At 64.4% G+C, this 19,282-nt stretch carries 24 protein-coding genes; 2 read left to right on the forward strand and 22 right to left on the reverse strand.

Features of this window, described 5'->3' with window-relative positions:
* Window positions 1–3: 3 nt before the first annotated feature.
* From ispG to trmJ, 15 genes are all read right to left on the reverse strand, one after another.
* On the reverse strand, window positions 4–1,113 hold the full coding sequence (ispG, locus tag G7Z99_RS06050; protein WP_060394890.1) for a flavodoxin-dependent (E)-4-hydroxy-3-methylbut-2-enyl-diphosphate synthase: 1,110 nt from the start codon (window positions 1,111–1,113) through the stop codon (window positions 4–6).
* Window positions 1,114–1,116: 3 nt separating this feature from the next.
* Complete coding sequence (locus tag G7Z99_RS06055; protein WP_181092670.1) at window positions 1,117–2,100, reverse strand: RodZ domain-containing protein; 984 nt, start codon at window positions 2,098–2,100, stop codon at window positions 1,117–1,119.
* Window positions 2,100–2,858: a type IV pilus biogenesis/stability protein PilW gene (gene pilW / locus G7Z99_RS06060; protein ID WP_181092671.1), complete on the reverse strand. Its 759-nt coding sequence runs from the start codon at window positions 2,856–2,858 to the stop codon at window positions 2,100–2,102. Before pilW ends, G7Z99_RS06055 begins: the two co-directional genes overlap by 1 nt.
* A gap of 13 nt (window positions 2,859–2,871) precedes the next feature.
* On the reverse strand, window positions 2,872–4,017 hold the full coding sequence (rlmN, locus tag G7Z99_RS06065) for a 23S rRNA (adenine(2503)-C(2))-methyltransferase RlmN (protein ID WP_181092672.1): 1,146 nt from the start codon (window positions 4,015–4,017) through the stop codon (window positions 2,872–2,874).
* A 28-nt stretch (window positions 4,018–4,045) separates the two neighbouring features.
* Window positions 4,046–4,471: a nucleoside-diphosphate kinase gene (gene ndk, locus G7Z99_RS06070; RefSeq protein WP_038410841.1), complete on the reverse strand. Its 426-nt coding sequence runs from the start codon at window positions 4,469–4,471 to the stop codon at window positions 4,046–4,048.
* A gap of 89 nt (window positions 4,472–4,560) precedes the next feature.
* A complete protein-coding gene (iscX, locus tag G7Z99_RS06075) occupies window positions 4,561–4,761 on the reverse strand; it encodes a Fe-S cluster assembly protein IscX (protein ID WP_060394894.1) in 201 nt (66 codons plus the stop codon).
* A gap of 11 nt (window positions 4,762–4,772) precedes the next feature.
* Complete coding sequence (gene fdx, locus G7Z99_RS06080; protein ID WP_181092673.1) at window positions 4,773–5,114, reverse strand: ISC system 2Fe-2S type ferredoxin; 342 nt, start codon at window positions 5,112–5,114, stop codon at window positions 4,773–4,775.
* Window positions 5,115–5,117: 3 nt separating this feature from the next.
* Window positions 5,118–6,980 carry a Fe-S protein assembly chaperone HscA gene (hscA, locus tag G7Z99_RS06085; RefSeq protein WP_181092674.1) on the reverse strand — a complete coding sequence of 621 codons (1,863 nt, stop codon included), beginning with the start codon at window positions 6,978–6,980 and terminating at the stop codon, window positions 5,118–5,120.
* Between the two features lie 42 nt (window positions 6,981–7,022).
* A complete protein-coding gene (gene hscB, locus G7Z99_RS06090) occupies window positions 7,023–7,544 on the reverse strand; it encodes a co-chaperone HscB (RefSeq protein WP_181092675.1) in 522 nt (173 codons plus the stop codon).
* A gap of 7 nt (window positions 7,545–7,551) precedes the next feature.
* Entirely contained in the window at window positions 7,552–7,875 is a 324-nt protein-coding gene (gene iscA / locus G7Z99_RS06095; protein WP_181092676.1) for an iron-sulfur cluster assembly protein IscA, read from the reverse strand.
* A gap of 28 nt (window positions 7,876–7,903) precedes the next feature.
* Window positions 7,904–8,290, reverse strand: coding sequence for a Fe-S cluster assembly scaffold IscU (gene iscU / locus G7Z99_RS06100; protein ID WP_002552476.1), 387 nt, complete (start codon window positions 8,288–8,290; stop codon window positions 7,904–7,906).
* Between the two features lie 57 nt (window positions 8,291–8,347).
* Window positions 8,348–9,562 carry an IscS subfamily cysteine desulfurase gene (locus G7Z99_RS06105; RefSeq protein ID WP_181092677.1) on the reverse strand — a complete coding sequence of 405 codons (1,215 nt, stop codon included), beginning with the start codon at window positions 9,560–9,562 and terminating at the stop codon, window positions 8,348–8,350.
* Between the two features lie 42 nt (window positions 9,563–9,604).
* Window positions 9,605–10,096, reverse strand: a complete 492-nt coding sequence (gene iscR / locus G7Z99_RS06110; protein WP_060394900.1) for a Fe-S cluster assembly transcriptional regulator IscR — start codon at window positions 10,094–10,096, stop codon at window positions 9,605–9,607.
* A 166-nt stretch (window positions 10,097–10,262) separates the two neighbouring features.
* Window positions 10,263–11,048 (reverse strand): serine O-acetyltransferase, encoded by a 786-nt coding sequence (gene cysE / locus G7Z99_RS06115; RefSeq protein WP_181092678.1) that lies wholly within the window; start codon window positions 11,046–11,048, stop codon window positions 10,263–10,265.
* Window positions 11,049–11,813, reverse strand: a complete 765-nt coding sequence (gene trmJ, locus G7Z99_RS06120) for a tRNA (cytosine(32)/uridine(32)-2'-O)-methyltransferase TrmJ (protein ID WP_181092679.1) — start codon at window positions 11,811–11,813, stop codon at window positions 11,049–11,051.
* 146 nt (window positions 11,814–11,959) lie between these two features.
* Between trmJ and suhB the strand changes: the two genes are divergently transcribed.
* Entirely contained in the window at window positions 11,960–12,778 is an 819-nt protein-coding gene (suhB, locus tag G7Z99_RS06125) for a type III secretion system regulator SuhB (protein WP_181092680.1), read from the forward strand.
* Window positions 12,779–12,832: 54 nt separating this feature from the next.
* On the opposite strand, the gene G7Z99_RS06130 is transcribed toward suhB, so the two are convergent.
* The 7 genes from G7Z99_RS06130 to rplM form a co-directional block, all read right to left on the reverse strand.
* Window positions 12,833–13,264, reverse strand: a complete 432-nt coding sequence (locus tag G7Z99_RS06130; RefSeq protein WP_181092681.1) for a ClpXP protease specificity-enhancing factor — start codon at window positions 13,262–13,264, stop codon at window positions 12,833–12,835.
* A gap of 10 nt (window positions 13,265–13,274) precedes the next feature.
* A complete protein-coding gene (locus G7Z99_RS06135; RefSeq protein WP_181092682.1) occupies window positions 13,275–13,898 on the reverse strand; it encodes a glutathione S-transferase N-terminal domain-containing protein in 624 nt (207 codons plus the stop codon).
* A 117-nt stretch (window positions 13,899–14,015) separates the two neighbouring features.
* Complete coding sequence (locus G7Z99_RS06140) at window positions 14,016–14,750, reverse strand: cytochrome c1 (protein ID WP_181092683.1); 735 nt, start codon at window positions 14,748–14,750, stop codon at window positions 14,016–14,018.
* Window positions 14,747–15,961 (reverse strand): cytochrome b, encoded by a 1,215-nt coding sequence (locus tag G7Z99_RS06145; RefSeq protein WP_181092684.1) that lies wholly within the window; start codon window positions 15,959–15,961, stop codon window positions 14,747–14,749. The genes G7Z99_RS06140 and G7Z99_RS06145 overlap by 4 nt, the downstream gene beginning before the upstream one ends.
* Window positions 15,961–16,554: a ubiquinol-cytochrome c reductase iron-sulfur subunit gene (gene petA / locus G7Z99_RS06150; RefSeq protein ID WP_181092685.1), complete on the reverse strand. Its 594-nt coding sequence runs from the start codon at window positions 16,552–16,554 to the stop codon at window positions 15,961–15,963. Before petA ends, G7Z99_RS06145 begins: the two co-directional genes overlap by 1 nt.
* A 208-nt stretch (window positions 16,555–16,762) precedes the next feature.
* The gene (gene rpsI, locus G7Z99_RS06155; RefSeq protein ID WP_060394909.1) at window positions 16,763–17,155 is read right to left on the reverse strand and encodes a 30S ribosomal protein S9; all 393 of its coding nucleotides are present in this window, start codon (window positions 17,153–17,155) and stop codon (window positions 16,763–16,765) included.
* Window positions 17,156–17,169: 14 nt separating this feature from the next.
* Window positions 17,170–17,598, reverse strand: a complete 429-nt coding sequence (gene rplM / locus G7Z99_RS06160; protein ID WP_060394910.1) for a 50S ribosomal protein L13 — start codon at window positions 17,596–17,598, stop codon at window positions 17,170–17,172.
* Between the two features lie 434 nt (window positions 17,599–18,032).
* Between rplM and G7Z99_RS06165 the strand changes: the two genes are divergently transcribed.
* Complete coding sequence (locus G7Z99_RS06165) at window positions 18,033–18,989, forward strand: GlxA family transcriptional regulator (protein WP_258196972.1); 957 nt, start codon at window positions 18,033–18,035, stop codon at window positions 18,987–18,989.
* Window positions 18,990–19,282: the final 293 nt, after the last annotated feature.

Raw genomic sequence — 19,282 nt, forward strand, 5'->3', positions numbered from 1 at the left:
CGGTCAGCCTCGGGCGATCAATGCCGCGTCGGCTTCGGCCTTTTCGGCCGCTTTCTGGCGGATGAGCTTTTCCAGCTCGTCCACCAGGTTGTCATTGGTGAGTTTCTGCGACGGTTTGCCGTCGATGTAGATCAGGTTCGGCGTACCGCCGGTCAGCCCCACATGGGCCTCCTTCGCCTCGCCCGGGCCGTTGACCACACAGCCGATCACCGCCACGTCCAACGGCACCAGCAGGTCCTCGAGCCGACCTTCCAGGTCGTTCATGGTCTTGACCACGTCGAAGTTCTGCCGCGAGCAGCTGGGGCAGGCGATGAAGTTGATGCCACGCGAGCGCAGCCGCAGCGACTTGAGGATGTCGTAACCGACCTTCACCTCTTCCACCGGATCGGCCGCCAGCGAGATCCGGATGGTATCGCCGATGCCTTCGGCCAGCAGCATACCGAGACCGACCGCCGATTTCACCGTCCCCGAACGCAGCCCACCGGCTTCGGTGATGCCCAGGTGCAGGGGTTGCACGATCTGGCGGGCCAGCTGACGGTAGGCGTCGACGGCCATGAACACGTCGGAGGCCTTGACGCTGACCTTGAAATCCTGGAAATCCAGCCGGTCCAGGTGCTCGACGTGACGCAGGGCCGACTCGACCAGCGCAGCGGGCGTGGGCTCGCCGTACTTCTTCTGCAGGTCTTTTTCCAGGGACCCGGCGTTGACGCCGATACGGATCGGGATGCCACGGTCGCGCGCGGCGTCGACCACCGCGCGAACACGGTCTTCACGACCGATGTTGCCGGGGTTGATGCGCAGGCAGTCGACGCCCAGCTCGGCCACGCGCAAGGCGATGCGGTAGTCGAAATGAATGTCGGCGACCAGGGGCACCGAGACCCGCTGCTTGATGCGACCGAACGCCTCGGCGGCGTCCATGTCCGGGACCGAGACCCGCACGATGTCGACGCCGGCATCGACCAGACGCGTGATCTGCGCGACGGTGGCGTCGACATCGTTGGTGTCGGTGTTGGTCATGCTCTGCACCGCGATGGGCGCATCGCCGCCCACGGGCACCTTGCCTACCCAGATTTTTCGGGATTCGCGGCGCTTGATCGGAGATTCACCGTGCATGAATTACTGTCCCAACTTGAGGCGAGCGGTCTGGCCGCTGGTGAACGGTGCGGTATCGACCGCCTGGCCGTTATAGGAAACCTGGGCGCCGCGCGCGAAGCCCAGACGCACCGACAGCGGCGGCTTGCCGGACAGCTCGAGACGGTCGCCCTTGCGCTTGACGCCGCTGGACAGCACCTTGCCCGTGGCATCGGAGACCTGGGTCCAGCAGTCGGCGGAAAAGGCGATGGTCAACTGCCCCTGGCCGGCCACGGGGGTGGCAGCCGGGGATGCGGCAGTCGCCGGGGGAGCCGGGGTCACCGCTGGCTGCGTCACGGCAGGCGCAGCCGGTGCGCTGCTGGCGGTGGCAGCCGCGCTCGCAGCGGCGACCGGGGCGGTGCCTTGAGACGGTGCAGGCGTACCCGTGGAAGCCTCGTCGGTCGCCTGAGGCAATGCCAACGGTGCCGACTCGGGCTGTGCGCCTGCAACGACGGCCTGGTCTTCAGGCTCGTCCAGCGGGTGGATCTGGGTCGTGCCGTCGGCGCTTTCGACCTCGACGTGTTCCATGGCCAGGCTGCCGGCGTCCTTGCGCGTACCGCCCTGGTCCTGCCACCAGGCGAACCCGCCGCCTACGACGGCCAGCAGCAGCAACAGGCTGACACCGCGCAGGATGTTGTGGGACAGGCGCATGGGTTCTTCGATACGGCCCAACGAGTGCACGTCGCTGCCCTTGGCATGGGTGCCGGTGTGGTGATCGAAGGCATCGACCAGGGGCGCCTGGTCCAGGTCGAGCAGTTTCGCATAGGCGCGAATGTAACCGCGGGCGAAGGTGTGTCCGGGCAGCCGATCGAAGGCGCCCGTTTCGAGATGGTTCAGCGAACTGACGGTCAGGTTGAGCTTGCTGGCCACGTCCGCCTGGGTCCAGCCACGGCTTTCGCGGGCCTGACGCAAGCGCTCGCCGGGATGCTGGCCAGTCGCTGCTGCTAGTTCGGGATGCGCGGCTTTCATCATTGCTCCGACAGGTATTGCTGATAGTCCGGCGTGCCGGGATAAAGTCCATTCAAGGCGCGGCCCGAGGCGGCCGCTGGCGCACGAGCGCCTGCCTCGCGCGCCAGTCGCCGCTCCAGCGCCTGACTGCGCGGGTCGGGTTCGGCTACCTGCTTGAAACGCGCATGGTAGTCATGCGCCTGCGCCAGGTCACCTTCGTCGAGCGCCAGCTCGGCCAACGCCAGCAAGGCGCGCGGCTGATGCGGATCGAGCGCGATGGCCTTGCGCAAGTGGGTACGGGCCTCGTCGCGACGACCGCGCTTCAGGGCAGTCATGCCCAGGTTGCCGTACACCTGCGAACGCTCAGGATACAGCGTATCGCGCGTCGCTTGGCGAAACATCTGCTCGGCCTGGGCAAATTCTCCACGAGCATAAAGGAAACTGCCGAAGTTGTTGCAGATTCGTGCGTCGTGCGGGCGAGCGGCGAGGGCCGTATGGAAGTGCGCCCTGGCAGCCTCGTCGTCGTCCTCGGCCTGTGCCACCAGCGCCAGGGCTGCATGGGCATCGGCATCTCTGGGCTCGAGCGCCAGCGCGCGAACCAGGGAGCGCTTGGCCTGCTGCACTCGCCCCTGGTGCAGGTAGCCCAGGCCCAGCTGCACGTAGGCCTGTCCTGCCTGTGCCCTGCCCTCGCGACTGGCGAGCGGGTCGATCGCGCCGCTGGTGACGCAGCCGGCCAGTAGCGAGAGCGACAGAATCGACAGCGCGGCGCGCAGGGTCATCGGCGCGGTTCCGTCAGTTGCCTGCGACGCCGTCGTTCATCTCGGCGTCAGCGTTGAGCTGGCGCACGGCGATGTAACGCTCGCTGCGTCGGGTGCGGTCCATGACCTGACCGACGAGCTGTCCGCAGGCGGCATCGATGTCTTCGCCACGGGTCGTACGGGTGGTCACGTTGAAACCACCGTGGTGCAGCAGGTCCTGGAACCGTCGGATCGCATTGTTGCTGGGGCGCTCGTAACCCGAATGGGGGAACGGGTTGAACGGGATCAGGTTGATCTTGCACGGCACGTCGCGCAGCAGCTCGATCATTTCGGCAGCATGCTGCGGCTGGTCGTTGACGTCCTTGAGCAGGGTGTACTCGATGGTCAGCACACGCTTGCCACCCAGGGTGGCCATGTAGCCCAGGCACGAGTCCAGCAGCATCTTGAGCGGGTACTTGCGGTTGATCGGCACCAGCTGGTTGCGCAGCTCATCGTTCGGCGCATGCAGCGACAGCGCCAGGGAGACGTCGATGTGCTTGGCCAGCTCGTCGATCATCGGTACCACGCCCGACGTGGACAAGGTGACGCGACGCTTGGAAATGCCATAGCCCAGATCGTCCATCATGATCTTCATGGCGGCGATGACATTGTCGAAGTTCAGCAGGGGCTCGCCCATGCCCATCATGACCACGTTGGTGATGGCGCGGTCGATCTTGGCGGGAACGGTCCCGAAGGATTTGTTCGCGACCCACACCTGGCCGATGACTTCGGCGGCGGTGAGGTTGCTGTTGAAGCCTTGCTTGCCAGTGGAGCAGAAGCTGCAGTCCAGGGCACAGCCGGCCTGGGACGACACGCACAGGGTGCCACGGTCGTCGGTGGGGATGTAGACGGTCTCGACGCAGCTGCCAGAGGCAACGCGGACCACCCACTTGCGCGTCCCGTCGGCGGAGATGTCTTCACTGACCACTTCCGGCGCGCGAATCTCGGCAACGCGCTTGAGCTTTTCGCGCAAGACCTTGCCGACGTTGGTCATGGCGTCGAAATCATCGACGCCAAAGTGGTGAATCCATTTCATCACCTGCCCGGCACGGAAGCGTTTCTCCCCGATCGAGTCGAAGAACTGTTCCATTTCCGGCTGGGTCAGACCCAGCAGGTTGATTTTTTCAGCAGATGTCGTCATGGATTCACCCTCACTCGTCAGCCTTCGCTTAGCGAGTGGTTACCTCGGTAGCAGCGAAGAAGTAAGCGATTTCGCGAGCAGCGGCGGCTTCGGAGTCCGAACCGTGAACGGCGTTGGCGTCGATCGACTCGGCGAAGTCGGCGCGGATGGTGCCGGCAGCAGCTTCTTTCGGGTTGGTGGCGCCCATCAGCTCACGGTTGCGCGCGATGGCGTTCTCGCCTTCCAGCACCTGAACCACGACAGGACCGGAAGTCATGAAGGCAACCAGGTCACCGAAGAAGCCACGCTCCTTGTGCTCGGCGTAGAAGCCTTCGGCCTCGGCCTTGGACAGCTGCTTGATCTTGGAAGCGACGATGCGCAGGCCGGCTTCTTCGAAGCGCGAGGTGATCTTGCCGATGACGTTCTTGGCAACGGCGTCAGGCTTGATGATGGAGAAAGTACGTTGAACAGCCATGGAAAACTCCGGAATTTGAGTGTTGCGAAAAATTGAACCCGCGGATTATACGCGGGTTCCAGGGGATTGCCTAACCTGCGCGAAGCGCCTCAGTCGGCTTCTTCGATCCACGCCGCCTGGATGGCTTCGAGCACCTTTTCACCGGCGCGCTTGGGATCGTCGGAAAACTCCGGCAGCTCCTGCACCCATTTGTGCAGCTGGACGAAATTCACATAGCGAGGATCGACGTCCGGCTTGCTTTCCGCAAGCTGGATGGCGATCTCAAGTACGTCAACCCATTTCAGACTCATGCAGACGACCCTCAGTGCGGCGCTTCAGCGGCGTGGTTGAGCGAGTACTTGGGGATCTCGATGGTCAGGTCTTCGTCGGCCACCTGCACCTGGCAACCCAGGCGCGACTGCGCCTCCAGGCCCCAGGCCTTGTCCAGCATGTCTTCTTCGAGCTCATCGGCTTCTTCGAGCGAGTCGAAGCCCTTGCGCACGATGCAATGGCAGGTGGTGCAGGCCTTGACGCCACCGCAGGCGCTTTCCATCTCGATGTGATGGTCATGGGCCAGCTCCAGGATGTTGGTCCCGGTCGGCACGTCCACGGTCAGCCCTTCGGGGCAGAATTTCTCATGCGGCAGGAATGTCACCAGCGGCATCGGTTACTCCTCGATCTCATTCAGGTTGCGCCCGGCCAGTGCGGCTTTGACCGTCGAATCCAGGCGACGGGCGGCAAACGCGTCGGTCACCTGCGACAGACGCTTGGTCTGTTGCTCGATGGCAGGGCCATCGGTGCCGGTCAGCAAATCACGCAGGTCCTGCATCTGCATCTGGATCGCCAGACGCTCTACTTCGTCGAGCAGGCGCTCGCCATCGGCCTGCAGGGCACCCTCGACCGCTTCGAGCAATCGCTCGGCATCGACCTGGTGCTCGCGCAGCTGACGGGCCTGCTTGTCGCTGCCGGCATGCTCGAAGGAGTCCTTGAGCATGCGGGCGATTTCCCCATCGGTCAGGCCATAGGACGGCTTGACCTGGATGCTGGCTTCCACGCCGGAGCCGACCTCGCGCGCCGCGACGCCGAGCAGGCCGTCGGCATCGACCTGGAAGGTCACGCGGATCTTCGCCGCGCCGGCCACCATCGCCGGAATGCCGCGCAGCTCGAAGCGCGCCAGGGAACGGCAGTCGCTGACCAGCTCGCGCTCGCCCTGCAGCACGTGGATCATCATGGCCGACTGGCCATCCTTGTACGTGGTGAACTCCTGCGCACGCGCGACCGGGATCGTGGTGTTGCGCGGGATGATCTTCTCCATCAGGCCGCCCATGGTCTCCAGACCGAGCGACAGCGGAATCACGTCGAGCAGCAGCAGATCGCCACCTTCGCGGCGGTTGCCGGCCAGCGTATCGGCCTGCACGGCGGCACCGACGGCGACCACCTGGTCAGGGTCGATGGACGTGAGCGGCGTGCGCCCGAACAGCGCGCCGACCGCTTCGCGCACCCGCGGCACGCGGGTCGAACCGCCGACCATCACCACCTCGGCGACCTCCTCCAGCTCCACGCCACTGTCGCGCACGGCGCGGCGGCAGGCCTTGAGGCTGCGGGCGACCAGCGGCTCGATCATCGCGTCGAAGGCGGCACGGGTCAGCTGACCGGCCCAGGCGCCATGGCGCACCTCGACCGATTCGGCCTCGGTCAGGGCTTCCTTGGCGGCGCAGGCGGTCTGCATCAGCTGGCGCTGCGTCGAGGGGTCGAGGTTGTTGTCCAACCCGGCCTGCGCGATGATCCAGGTGGCGATCGCATGGTCGAAATCGTCACCGCCCAGGGCGGTGTCGCCACCGGTGGCCAGCACCTCGAAGACCCCGGCGGTCAGGCGCAGGATCGAGATGTCGAAGGTCCCGCCGCCCAGGTCGTAGATGGCGACCACACCTTCGGCGTTCTGGTCCAGACCATAGGCCACGGCAGCGGCCGTCGGCTCGTTGAGCAGCCGCAGCACCTCCAGGCCGGCCAGACGCGCGGCGTCCTTGGTGGCCTGGCGCTGGGCGTCGTCGAAGTAGGCCGGGACGGTGATGACCGCCCCGACCAGCTCGCCGCCCAGGGTCTCTTCAGCGCGCTGACGCAGCGACTTGAGGATGTCGGCCGACACCTCGACCGGGCTTTTCGGGCCTTGCACGGTGTCGATGAACGGCATGTGCGATTCACCGTCGACGAAGCGGTAGGGCAATTGTTCGCCCAGTTGCCGCACGTCGGCGCGGCCACGCCCCATCAGGCGCTTGACCGACAGGATCGTGTTGAGCGGGTCGAGGGCGGCAGCGGCGCGGGCGCCGTGGCCGACCTGGGTCCCTTGGGCCGAGTAGCGCACGGCCGAAGGCAGGATAACCTGACCTTCGGCGTCGGGCAGCGGCTCGCTACGGCCGCTGCGCACGGCGGCGACCAGGGAATTGGTGGTGCCCAGGTCGATACCCACCGCCAGGCGCCGCTGGTGCGGCTGGGGGGTCTGACCGGGTTCGGCGATCTGCAGTAGGGCCATGCTTATCTGAGTACCTTAGGCATCGTCACGGTCGACGCCGGGTTAATCGTCGAGGCGCTCTTCGAGTTGGCGCACTTCTTGGGCAAGCTTGTCGAGGAACTGCATGCGGCGCATCAGGCGTTCGGCCTGTTCACGCTGCGCGGCATCGTCCCAACAGGCAGCGAAGGCTTCGTCGAGCGAGCCCTGGGCAGCCTTGACGCGGCGCTTGAAGACGGCGACGCCATCGAGGTCGGCCTCGTCGTGCAGCTCTTCGAGCTCTTCGCGCCACTGCAACTGCTGCATCAGGAAGTCCGGGTCGTGGACCGTCACCTCCTGAGGCACTTCCTGCCCACCGAGGGCCAGCAGGTAGCGGGCACGCCGTGGGGCGCTGCGCAGGGTCTGGTAGGCTTCGTTGAGCGCGGCAGAGCGTTCGAGCGCGAGGCGTTGCTCACGTTCGGAGGCGTCGGCGAAGCGATCCGGATGGACCTCGCGGGCCAGTTCGCGGTAACGAACGGCCAGCGCATCGAGGTCCAGACGGAAGGCCGGCTGGAGGTCGAACAGGGCGAAATGGCAAGGAGTACCCACGGCAGCCTCAGACGTTGAAGCTTTCGCCGCAGCCACACTCACCGCGCACGTTGGGATTGTTGAACCTGAAGCCTTCGTTCAACCCTTCCTTGACGAAGTCCAGCTCGGTGCCATCGAGATAGACCAGGCTCTTGGGGTCGATGATGACCTTCACGCCGTGGTTCTCGAAGACCTGGTCCTCACCGGCCAGTTCGTCAACGAACTCCAGCACGTAGGCCAGGCCCGAGCAGCCGGTGGTGCGCACGCCCAGGCGAATGCCTTCGCCCTTGCCGCGACCCTCTAGGGAACGCCGCACGTGGTTGGCGGCGGCTTCTGTCATGCTGATAGCCATCGAGACTCCTTACCTTGCAACAGGTGCGTTAGAGCAAACCTTTCTTCTGCTTGTAGTCGCGCACGGCCGCCTTGATGGCGTCCTCGGCGAGCACCGAGCAGTGGATCTTCACCGGCGGCAGGGCCAGTTCCTCGGCCAGCTGGGTGTTCTTGATGGTCTCGGCTTCGTCGAGGGTCTTGCCCTTCATCCACTCGGTGGCCAGCGAGCTGGAGGCGATGGCCGAACCGCAGCCGTAGGTCTTGAACTTGGCGTCTTCGATGACGCCCTGCTCGTTGACCTTGATCTGCAGACGCATCACGTCACCGCAGGCCGGAGCGCCGACCATGCCGGTGCCGACGTCCGGATCCTCGGCATTCATCTTGCCGACGTTGCGTGGGTTTTCGTAGTGGTCGATGACCTTTTCGCTATATGCCATGGTGCAATTCCTTCCTCATCTGGGAGCCGCTCTTGCCGGCGACTGCTTGGCGGCTGCTTAGTGGGCGGCCCACTCGATCTTGGAGATGTCGACGCCGTCCTTGTACATGTCCCACAGCGGCGACAGTTCGCGCAGCTTGCTGACCGCTTCGCAGACCTTGCGGGCGGCATGGTCGACGTCTTCTTCGGTGGTGAAGCGACCGAAGGAGAAACGGATGGAGCTGTGCGCCAGCTCGTCGTTGCGACCCAGTGCACGCAGCACGTAGGACGGCTCGAGCGACGCGGAGGTGCAGGCCGAACCGGACGATACGGCGATGTCCTTGAGCGACATCAGCAGCGACTCGCCTTCGACATAGTTGAAGCTCAGGTTCAGGTTGTGCGGTACCCGCGCGGTGCTGCTGCCGTTGATGTACAGCTCCTCGAGGTCGGAGACCTGGCTGAAGAAGCGGTCGCTCAGGGCCTTGATGCGCACGTTTTCGGCTGCCATCTCCTGCTTGGCGATGGCGAAGGCTTCACCCATGCCGACGATCTGGTGGGTCGGCAGGGTGCCGGAGCGCATGCCGCGCTCGTGACCGCCGCCGTGGATGCCGGCTTCCAGGCGCACGCGCGGCTTGCGGCTGACGTACAGCGCGCCGATGCCCTTGGGCCCGTAGACCTTGTGCGCGGAGAACGACATCAGGTCGACCTTGAGTTTCTGCAGATCGATCTCGACCTTGCCGGCCGACTGCGCGGCATCGACGTGGAACAGCACGCCACGCGAGCGGGTCAGTTCGCCGATCGCGGCGATGTCGGTGATGGAACCGACTTCGTTGTTCACGTGCATGATCGACACCAGGATGGTGTCATCGCGCAGGGCCGCCTCGATCATGGCCGGGGTGACGATGCCGTCTTCGCCAGGCTCGAGGTAGGTCACTTCGAACCCTTCGCGCTCGAGCTGGCGAGCGGTGTCGAGGATCGCCTTGTGCTCGATCTTCGAGGTGATGATGTGCTTGCCCTTGCTGGCGTAGAAGTGCGCCACGCCCTTGAGGGCCAGGTTGTCCGATTCGGTGGCACCACTGGTCCAGACGATCTCGCGCGGGTCGGCGTTGATCAGTTCGGCCACTTGGCGGCGCGCGTGTTCGACGGCCTCTTCGGCCTTCCAGCCGAACAGGTGCGAGCGCGACGCCGGGTTACCGAAGTTTCCGTCGAGCGTCAGGCATTCGACCATTTTCTGGGCGACGCGTGGATCGACGGGCGTGGTCGCGGAGTAATCGAGGTAGATCGGCAACTTCATTTCGTATCTCCTATCAGGCGGTCGCGCCGCTCGTCGAAACGGTCATTCGACGGCGGACGTCTCAATCTTGTCCAGGTGGGCGGAACGGCCCGCGACACGGCGCAGGTCCTGGCGGTGGGCAACTTCCTGGACTTCTCGGCGGATGACCAGGTCGGCCAGGCTGATGCCACTGAGGAACGTGTGGATCTGCTCGCTAAGGTCACACCACAGGTGGTGCGTCAGGCAGGTGTCGCCGCCGTGGCAATCGCCCAGCCCCTGGCAACGGGTAGCGTCGACCGACTCGTTGACCGCGTCGATGACTTGCGAGACCTGGATGGTGTCCATGCCTCGGGACAGCTGGTAGCCGCCGCCTGGGCCTCGTACGCTGGAAACCAGGCTGTTGCGACGCAACTTGGCGAACAGCTGTTCCAGGTAGGAGAGGGAAATGCCCTGGCGCTCGGAGATGTCGGCCAACGATACCGGTCCATGCGTGGCATGCAATGCCAGATCGAGCATGGCAGTCACCGCGTATCGGCCTTTGGTAGTCAATCGCATGGCTATCGGGTACCACGGGAGTTACAGGATAGTGAAGGGGATTATGCAATTCCCGAGCATTCAAGTCAACTATAAAACCTAGTGCTTTAGTCGGAATTAACCCCGAAAGACGGGCCGCATTATAGCAGGTACGCGGCATGAGCACACGCCTCGTACCTGCCCGCTGTCAATGCGGCTGGGTGTCGCCCTGCGCGTCCTGCTTGACCTCAGCGAAGTCCTCGTCCCGCAGGGCCGGCATGTCCTTGGCCCGGTAGCTGCTGTCGAGCTTGCTCAACTCGCCGCAGACCTCTTCCAGGCGACCGTCGACCGCCTGCAGGTGATCGAGCAGCAGGCCGATGGCCCGGGCCACCGGGTCGGGCATGTCGCCACTCACGCCGTAGGCGTCGAACCCGATCTTCGCCGCCATGGCCTTGCGCTTGGCCTCGACCTCGCCATCCTCGGCCTTGACGATGATGCGCCCGGGGATGCCGACGGCCGTGGCCCCGGCAGGCACTTCCTTGGTGACCACGGCATTGGAGCCGATCTTGGCGCCTGCGCCCACGGTGAACGGGCCGAGCACCTTGGCCCCGGCGCCGACCACCACCCCATCCTCCAGAGTCGGGTGACGCTTGCCCTTGTTCCAGCTGGTGCCGCCCAGGGTCACACCCTGGTAGAGCGTCACGTCGTCACCGATCTCGGCCGTCTCGCCGATGACGATGCCCATGCCGTGGTCGATGAAGAACCGCCGACCTACCTTGGCCCCCGGGTGGATCTCGATCCCCGTCAGCCAGCGGCCGAAGTTGGAGACCAGGCGCGCCAGCCACTTGAAGTCGCGGACCCACAGCGCATGCCCCAGCCGGTGCAGCCAGATGGCGTGCATGCCGGGGTAGCAGGTCATCACCTCGAAGGCATTGCGCGCCGCCGGGTCGCGGTGGAACACGCTCTGAATATCTTCACGCAGACGCTCGAACATCTATCGGTCCTTCCGTTTGTGCGGTTCGCCCCGCGCTACTTTCTGGGTCTCGGTGAGGATACCGCGCAGGATACTCACCTCGGTCCGCTCGACCGCGCTGCGTCCGTACAGGCGCCGCAGGCGCGGCATCAGGTGACGGGGCTTTTCCGGGTCGAGAAACCCGATGTCCACCAGGGTCTGCTCCAGGTGCTGGTAGAACAGCTCCATCTCGTCCATGGTCGCCAGCTCCGACGGGGTCGGTGCCGGTTTCGCCGGTGACGCGCCTTCCCCGCCACCGGCCAGCCACGCGGTACGTACCTCGTAGGCCAGCACCTGCACCGAGGCGGCCAGGTTCAGCGAGCTGAATTCGGGATTGGAGGGGATGTGCACGTGGAAGTGACAGCGCTGCAGCTCATCGTTGGTCAGCCCGGCGTGCTCACGCCCGAAGACCAGGGCGATCTCCTCGCCGAGGGCGGCGTGCTCGATCACCGTACGCCCGCACTCGCGCGGATCGATCAGCGGCCAGGGCAGGCGCCGGTCGCGGGCACTGGTACCCAGCACCAGACGCGTGCCGGCCAGCGCTTGCTCGAGGCTGTCGACCACGACCGCGTTGGCCAGCACATCATCGGCCCCCGAGGCCCGGGCCGACGCCTCGGCCGCAGGGAACTGCTGGGGCTGGACCAGCACCAGGCGCGACAGGCCCATGTTCTTCATGGCACGCGCAGCGCCGCCGATGTTGCCGGGGTGGCTGGTATTGACCAGGACGACACGAATGTTTTGCAGCACGGTAATGCGCTCGCGGAGGCAGTGGACGGAGGCGGAATCTTACAGAAGGCACCTCGCCAGCGCCACGAAAGCGAACGTCACGCTTCAGCGCGCGAACTTTTCTGCTAGAATGTGCGGCTTTCTTTAACACTCCAGGTGACCCACCCATGCAGCCTATGCTGAATATCGCGCTGCGCGCCGCTCGCAGCGCCAGTGAACTGATCTTCCGCTCCATCGAACGCCTGGATACCATCAAGGTCGACGAGAAGAACGCCAAGGACTACGTGTCGGAAGTCGATCGCGCCGCCGAGCAGAGCATCGTCAACAGCCTGCGCAAAGCGTATCCGAACCACTCCATCCAGGGCGAGGAGACAGGTCTGCATGCCGGCACCGGCGAGGAAGGCAAGGACTACCTGTGGATCATCGATCCACTGGACGGCACGACCAACTTCCTGCGTGGTATCCCGCACTTCGCCGTCAGCATCGCCTGCAAGTACCGGGGTCGCCTCGAGCACGCCGTGATCGTCGATCCGGTCCGCCAGGAAGAGTTCACCGCCAGCCGTGGCCGTGGCGCCCAGCTCAACGGCCGTCGCCTGCGCGTCAGCGCGCGCAGCAGCCTCGAAGGCGCCCTGCTCGGCACCGGCTTCCCGTTCCGTGACGACCAGCTCGGCGACCTGGACAACTACCTGAGCATGTTCCGCGCCCTCACCGGCCAGACGGCCGGCATCCGTCGCGCAGGCGCCGCGAGCCTGGACCTGGCCTACGTGGCGGCCGGTCGCTTCGATGCGTTCTGGGAGTCGGGCCTGTCCGAGTGGGACATGGCCGCCGGCGTGCTGCTGATCCAGGAAGCAGGCGGCCTGGTCAGCGACTTCAATGGCGGTCACGACTTCCTCGACAAGGGTCACATCGTCGCGGGCAACGTCAAGTGCTTCAAGGCCGTGCTGACGGCGATCCAGCCGCACCTGCCGGCACACATGAAGCGCTGATCCGTCACGCCGCGTCGAAAAAAGGCGACCCCTGGAGGGTCGCCTTTTTCATGCCTACTTGACCACCTTCAGGCTCGGCGGCCCGCTCGGACGTGGCGGCTGGCCGCCGTCGTCCGGCGACTCATCGTCAGGGCGCTCCTCAAAGCCCACCTCGACGTCCTCATCGTCCATCAGTGCAGGCTCCAGCTCGAAGACCATGCCCTGCCCATTCTCGCGGGCGTAGATACCCAGAATGGCAGCGACGGGCACGTACAGCGTGTGCGCCACGCCACTGAAGCGCCCCTCGAAACTCACGGCCTCGTTGTCCATGTGCAGGTTGCGCACGGCACTGGGGGAGATGTTCAGGACGATCTGGCCATCACTGGCGAAACCCTGGGGGACCTGGACGGCCGGGTAGTCGGCATTGACCAGCATGTGGGGTGTGCAATCGTTGTCGACGATCCACTCGTAGAGCGAGCGCACCAGGTAAGGGCGACTGGAGTTCATCAACGGCTCCTTAAGCATTGCGCATTGCGCGTTCGGCAGCGGACAGGCTCGCCTGGAAAGGCTCGCGAGCGAACTGTCGCTCCATGTAATCGGCCAGCGGCTTGGCCTGCCGTGGCAACTCGATGTTCATCAGTGGCAGACGCCACAGTATCGGCAGTAGACAGCAGTCGGCCAGACTTTGCTCCTCGCTCATGAAACAGGCGAACTCGGCGAACACCGGCGCCACGCCGATCAGGCTGTCGCGAAGGGCCTTGCGCGCCAAGGCACGCTGGCCGTCGGGCAGACGCTCGTCGAGGACGATGTCGGCCTGCACGCACCAGTCGCGCTGCACGCGGTGCATCAGCAGACGTGTATTGCCACGGGCCAGGGGGTAGACCGGCAGCAGCAGCGGATGAGGATAACGCTCCTCGAGGTACTCCATCAGCACGCCGGGCTCGTAGAGCGCCAGGTCACGGTCGACCAGCATCGGCACGCTGCCGTAGGGGTTGATCTCGATCAGGCGCGCCGGCAGGCGACCCGCCTCGACCTCGACGATCTCGACATTGACGGCCTTTTCCGCGAGCACCAGGCGTACGCGGTGGGAATAATGGTCAGCGGGGTCGGAATAACAGGCCAACCCGTTGGGCGCACCCATGGTGCTCCTCCTCGCAAACAAAGGGATGTGGTGACAAAGACGAACGCGCCCCGAGGGACTTTCGTGTCGGCACGAAAGCGCTCGAAGGCGCGTGTACGGTGTACAGGCTCGACGCGCTCAGGGCACGTCCTTCCAGTAGTCTCGCTTGAGCAGGTAGGCCAGGGCCATGAACACCGCCAGGTACAGCAGCACATAGACGCCGAGGCGCCGATGCTCGAGCCGGAAAGGGTCGGCCGAGTAGGCCATGAAGGCCACCAGGTTCCTGATCTTCTCATCGAACTGCCGGGGCGTCAGGGTACCCGAATTCGGCACCAGGGTCAGCTGGTCACAGGGCGCGCCAGCCGCTGCCGGCTCGCCACCTGGCGCACACGCCAGTACTTGTCGCCCCTGCAGCCCTGCCAGCACGTTGGGCATCCCCACCCCTGGCAGCACGCGGTTGTTCGACCCCAAGGGACGCGACGGGTCTTCGTAGAAGCTGCGCAGGTAGGTGTACAGCCAGTCGTCACCACGCACGCGCGCGATCAGGGTCAGGTCCGGCGGCGCGACGCCGAACCAGGCCTTGCCGTCTTCGGGGCGCAGGCTGCTGACCATGTGATCACCGATCCTGGCACCGGTGAATACCAGGTTCTGCAGCATCATGGCAGGGGGGATGCCCAGGTCGTCGGCCACCTGCTCGTAACGCTGGAACTGCATGCCGTGGCAGCCCATGCAGTGATTGACGAACGTTCGCGCACCGTCCTGCAAGGCGGCCCTGTCGCTCAGGTCGATGCGCGCCTCGTCCAGCACCGCCGGTGCCGCCCACGCACCCACCGGCCAGCACACCAGCATCAACGCCATCAGCAGACCCCTCATCGGCGCGTCACTCGCGCAGGCACAGGCAAGGTCCGTTCGCGACGGGTGTAGAACGGCATCAGCAGGAAGTAGGCGAAGTAGATCACGGCGCACACCCGCGCCAGCCACACCCCCCAGAGGCTCGGCGCCTGCAGACCCAGCACCCCCAGGGTCACGAAGGCGACGCAGAACAGTGCCAGGAAGGCCCGGCTGGCCCAGCCCTTGTAGCGCATCGAGCGCACCGGGCTGCGGTCGAGCCATGGCAATGCGAACAGCAAGGCGATCGCACCGGCCATCGCCAGGACACCGAACAGCTTGTCGGGCACCGCGCGCAAGATGGCGTAGAACGGCGTGAAGTACCAGACCGGGGTGATGTGCTCCGGCGTCTTCAAGGTGTTGGCCGGCTCGAAGTTGGCGCGCTCCAGGAAATACCCGTTCATGTCAGGGAAGAAGAACACCACCGCGCAGAACACGAACAGGAAGACACCGACGCCGAACAGGTCCTTGACGGTGTAGTACGGGTGAAAGGGCACGCCATCGAGCGGCAGGCCGCTCGGCCCCAGGTGCTGCCTGATGTCGATGCCGTCCGGGTTGTTCGACCCCACCTCGTGCAACGCCATGATGTGCAGCACCACCAGCCCCAGCAGCACGATCGGCAAGGCGATCACGTGCAGGGCGAAGAAGCGGTTGAGCGTGATACCGGAGATCAGGTAGTCACCGCGCACCCACTGCGCCAGATCCTCGCCGATCACCGGAATGGCGCCGAACAGCGAGATGATCACCTGCGCCCCCCAATAGGACATCTGCCCCCAAGGCAGCAGATAGCCCATGAACGCCTCGGCCATCAGCGCCAGGTAGAGCAGCATGCCGAACACCCACACCAGCTCCCGAGGCTTCTGGTAGGAGCCATAGAGCAAGCCCCGGAACATGTGCAGGTAGATCACGATGAAGAATGCCGAGGCGCCGGTCGAATGCAGGTAACGCAGCAACGCGCCGTACTCCACGTCGCGCATGATCGACTCGATCGAGGCGAAGGCGCCTTCGGCCGTCGGCGTGTAGCTCATCGTCAGCCAGAGCCCGGTGACCAGCTGATTGACCAGCACCAGCAGCGCCAGCGACCCGAACAGGTAGAACACGTTGAGGTTCCTGGGCACGTAGTAACGGCTGAGGTGCTCTCGCCACAACCGGGTCAGGGGAAAGCGTGCGTCGATCCACTGCACCAACTTGCGCATCACGCGCCCTCCTGGTCGACACCGACCACGATCACATCCTCGGATTCGTAAGCGTGGGGTGGTATAGGCAGATTGAGTGGTGCAGGCTGCGCCTTGTAGACACGCCCGGCCAGGTCGTACCGCGAACCGTGACACGGGCAGAAATACCCACCCACCCAGTCAGCCCCCAAATCGTCGGGCGCCACTTCGGGCCGAAAGGAAGGCGAGCACCCCAGGTGCGTGCACAACCCGATGACCACGAAGATGTCCGGTCGGATCGCACGGGTGCGAGGGTCCACATAGGCAGGCTGGCTCGAGTCGAGGGAGCGAGGGTCGGCCAGCTCGGGCGTGAGCGTGTCGAGGGTCGCCAGCATCGGCTGACCCCGGCGCAAGATGAACACCGGCTGACCGCGCCACTCGACCACCATCTGCTGACCGGGCTCGATCTTCGCGACGTTGACCCTGACCGGCGCACCGGCGGCCTTGGCCTTGGCGCTCGGTAACCAGGCCTTCACCAAAGGCACTGCAGCACCGACCACCCCAGCCGCACCCACCACGGAAGTGGCCGTCACCAGGAAGCGGCGCCGGCCTGTGTTGACGCCGTCGTTGCTCATTTCACTTCTCCACCGCCATGAATCGCCGCTCGCCACCGAACGGGACGGCAGACCAAAACTGGCCGAATGGTAAGAACACAGGCGGGGGATGACAAGGTAAATAGCATTGCCAGGCCAGTGCGCAGAGCCGCACGAGCCGTTGATGAACGCCAGACACAAAAAAACCCGACTCCACTGGAGCCGGGTTTCTTGGACTGCCGAAGCGTGATTAACGCTTGGAGTACTGAGGACGCTTACGTGCTTTACGCAGGCCCACTTTCTTACGCTCGACTTCACGGGCGTCGCGGGTCACGAAGCCGGCACGACGCAGAGCGCCACGCAGGGATTCGTCGTATTCCATCAGCGCACGGGTGATACCGTGGCGGATAGCACCGGCCTGACCGCTGACACCACCACCGATGACGGTGACGTAGATGTCGAACTTCTCAACGGTCTCGGTCAGCTCCAGCGGCTGGCGAACAACCATGCGAGCGGTTTCGCGGCCGAAGAAGGTGTCCAGAGGACGGTTGTTGATGGAGATGTTACCGGTGCCCGGACGCAGGAAAACGCGAGCGGTTGCGGTCTTGCGACGGCCAGTGCCGTAATTTTGAGTCGCCGACATAATGAACTATTCCGTTAAATCTTCAGTTCTTGGGGCTGCTGAGCAGTATGAGGGTGGTTAGCGCCCGCATAGACCTTCAGCTTACGGTACATGTCGCGACCCAGCGGGTTCTTAGGCAGCATGCCTTTGACCGCGGTCTCGATCACGCGCTCAGGGGCCTTGGCGATCAGCTTCTCGAAGCTGATTTCCTTGATGCCGCCCGGGAAACCGGAGTGGGAGTAGTACATTTTGTCCGAAGACTTGGCACCAGTGACACGAACCTGCTCGGCGTTGATGACGACGATGTAGTCGCCGGTGTCAACGTGAGGGGTGTACTCTGCCTTGTGCTTGCCGCGCAGGCGCAGTGCGATTTCGGTAGCCAGACGACCCAGGGTCTGACCAGCGGCGTCGACCACGAACCAGTCGCGCTTTACTGTTTCTGGTTTAGCAGTAAAAGTTTTCATTCTTTATAGCCTCAAGGGCCGCCCAGCGAAAATAAGACGGCGGATCTTACTGGATAGTGCTTCGCTTGACAAGACAAGCGCGCAGCCGCATAGGGACGCTATCGGGGGCTCGGGTCAGCGCGTCCAATATTCGGCAGGGTTCTTTCGTGGGTGGTGCATCACTCCCACCGCACTGAGAGGGTGAGGATTATCCAGATTGCAGCGAATTTTTCAACCCGATTTGTCGAGTAACCGTGCATTTCGTGACGGCGGTAGCAGACATGACCTTGTGGTGAGCAGGGGTACTGGACAGGGCTGCCGAAAGGTAAGACGATCCAGCCAACGAAAGTCCTATTTTCCCTATAAGAATAATCACCATGATGTTCGATCCCCCTTCGGCGTCGTTGCGGCGCGTCAGCATTCTGGCCATCGACACGGCCTTCGCCTCTGCCCTGATGCAGGCCAAGGACTTCTTCCACCTTGCCTGCCTGCGCTTCGGTCGACAACTGGGCGTCGGCCCGCATCCCATGTTCGAGATCCACCTGGTGAGCCCGGACGGGCAGCCCGTGGACAGCTTCAGCTCCGTGCAGATCCCCGTGGACGGCGGGCTGGACAATGCCGACATCATCCTGCTGCCCCCTTTCGCGGAGAACTTCGACACGGTGTCGGCGCGCTATCCCCAGGTGCCTGCCTGGCTGCGCGACCAGCACGCGCGGGGCGCCGTCCTGTGCGGCGAGTCCAGCGGGGTCTTCTGGCTGGCCGAAGCCGGCCTGCTCGACCACAAGGAAGCCACCACCTACTGGCGTTTCTTCGACAGCTTCGCCGCGCGCTTCCCGAACGTGAACCTCAACCGCGACAAGCACCTGACCGACGCCGACAACCTGTACTGCGCGGGCGGCACCACCTCGGCGTGCGACCTGTACATCTACCTGATCGAGCGCTTCTGCGGCGCGAGCGTGGCCCGGACCGTGGCCCGCGACATCCTGTACGAGGTGCAGCGCAGCTACACCCCAGGGCGCATCGGGTTCGGTGGTCAGAAGCTGCACCAGGACCTGCTGATCCTGCAGATCCAGCACTGGCTCGAGGAACACTTCGCCGACAAGTTCCGCTTCGAGGACGTGGCCCGCAACCACGGCATGAGCATCCGCAACTTCATGCGCCGCTTCCAGAGCGCGACGGGCGACAAGCCGCTGCATTACCTGCAGCGGCTGCGCATCGAAACGGCCAAGGGGCTGCTGTCGAGTACACGCAAGAGCATCAAGACCATCAGCTACGAGGTGGGTTACGACGATGCCAGCTTCTTCGCCCGCCTGTTCCGCCAGCACACCCAGCTGTCACCCAACCAGTATCGCCAGCTCAGGGCGTCGGGGACTGAGAGCAGCAGGCCACAGGCGGTGGTCGAGGTGGAGTAGCGACGAGGGGCAGCGGATGAGGGACACTCATCCGTAGCGACACCCCGGTGTGGGCATTGATCACAGCACCCTGTGGGAGCAACTGTCTTATAGGCGGCGTCGTGTCGCTGAACCTGTTCGGGTCGACTGCCACAACCAGATCGCTGGCTTTACGGCCCCTGCGGGGCCGATCGCGGCACAGGGGTGAACTGGCTTAATGATTTTGGACACCTTCTTCGGACGCTATAATGGCGTCCAATTGGAGGCAAAATCAGTGCGCAATTCTTATTCGAAAGAACACAAAGTTCAAGCTG

The organism is Pseudomonas entomophila (genome assembly GCF_013523165.1).
Classification (GTDB): Bacteria; Pseudomonadota; Gammaproteobacteria; order Pseudomonadales; family Pseudomonadaceae; genus Aquipseudomonas; species Aquipseudomonas entomophila_A.

Excerpts from the sequence above, each read along its gene's own strand:
- ispG (WP_060394890.1), bottom strand. The coding sequence starts at position 1,113 with ATGCACGGTGAATCTCCGATCAAGCGCCGCGAATCCCGAAAAATCTGG.
- G7Z99_RS06055 (WP_181092670.1), bottom strand. The coding sequence starts at position 2,100 with ATGAAAGCCGCGCATCCCGAACTAGCAGCAGCGACTGGCCAGCATCCC.
- pilW (WP_181092671.1), bottom strand. The coding sequence starts at position 2,858 with ATGACCCTGCGCGCCGCGCTGTCGATTCTGTCGCTCTCGCTACTGGCC.
- rlmN (WP_181092672.1), bottom strand. The coding sequence starts at position 4,017 with ATGACGACATCTGCTGAAAAAATCAACCTGCTGGGTCTGACCCAGCCG.
- ndk (WP_038410841.1), bottom strand. The coding sequence starts at position 4,471 with ATGGCTGTTCAACGTACTTTCTCCATCATCAAGCCTGACGCCGTTGCC.
- iscX (WP_060394894.1), bottom strand. The coding sequence starts at position 4,761 with ATGAGTCTGAAATGGGTTGACGTACTTGAGATCGCCATCCAGCTTGCG.
- fdx (WP_181092673.1), bottom strand. The coding sequence starts at position 5,114 with ATGCCGCTGGTGACATTCCTGCCGCATGAGAAATTCTGCCCCGAAGGG.
- hscA (WP_181092674.1), bottom strand. The coding sequence starts at position 6,980 with ATGGCCCTACTGCAGATCGCCGAACCCGGTCAGACCCCCCAGCCGCAC.
- iscA (WP_181092676.1), bottom strand. The coding sequence starts at position 7,875 with ATGGCTATCAGCATGACAGAAGCCGCCGCCAACCACGTGCGGCGTTCC.
- iscU (WP_002552476.1), bottom strand. The coding sequence starts at position 8,290 with ATGGCATATAGCGAAAAGGTCATCGACCACTACGAAAACCCACGCAAC.
- G7Z99_RS06105 (WP_181092677.1), bottom strand. The coding sequence starts at position 9,562 with ATGAAGTTGCCGATCTACCTCGATTACTCCGCGACCACGCCCGTCGAT.
- iscR (WP_060394900.1), bottom strand. The coding sequence starts at position 10,096 with ATGCGATTGACTACCAAAGGCCGATACGCGGTGACTGCCATGCTCGAT.
- cysE (WP_181092678.1), bottom strand. The coding sequence starts at position 11,048 with ATGTTCGAGCGTCTGCGTGAAGATATTCAGAGCGTGTTCCACCGCGAC.
- suhB (WP_181092680.1), top strand. The coding sequence starts at position 11,960 with ATGCAGCCTATGCTGAATATCGCGCTGCGCGCCGCTCGCAGCGCCAGT.
- G7Z99_RS06130 (WP_181092681.1), bottom strand. The coding sequence starts at position 13,264 with ATGAACTCCAGTCGCCCTTACCTGGTGCGCTCGCTCTACGAGTGGATC.
- G7Z99_RS06135 (WP_181092682.1), bottom strand. The coding sequence starts at position 13,898 with ATGGGTGCGCCCAACGGGTTGGCCTGTTATTCCGACCCCGCTGACCAT.
- G7Z99_RS06140 (WP_181092683.1), bottom strand. The coding sequence starts at position 14,750 with ATGAGGGGTCTGCTGATGGCGTTGATGCTGGTGTGCTGGCCGGTGGGT.
- G7Z99_RS06145 (WP_181092684.1), bottom strand. The coding sequence starts at position 15,961 with ATGCGCAAGTTGGTGCAGTGGATCGACGCACGCTTTCCCCTGACCCGG.
- petA (WP_181092685.1), bottom strand. The coding sequence starts at position 16,554 with ATGAGCAACGACGGCGTCAACACAGGCCGGCGCCGCTTCCTGGTGACG.
- rpsI (WP_060394909.1), bottom strand. The coding sequence starts at position 17,155 with ATGTCGGCGACTCAAAATTACGGCACTGGCCGTCGCAAGACCGCAACC.
- rplM (WP_060394910.1), bottom strand. The coding sequence starts at position 17,598 with ATGAAAACTTTTACTGCTAAACCAGAAACAGTAAAGCGCGACTGGTTC.
- G7Z99_RS06165 (WP_258196972.1), top strand. The coding sequence starts at position 18,033 with ATGCAGGCCAAGGACTTCTTCCACCTTGCCTGCCTGCGCTTCGGTCGA.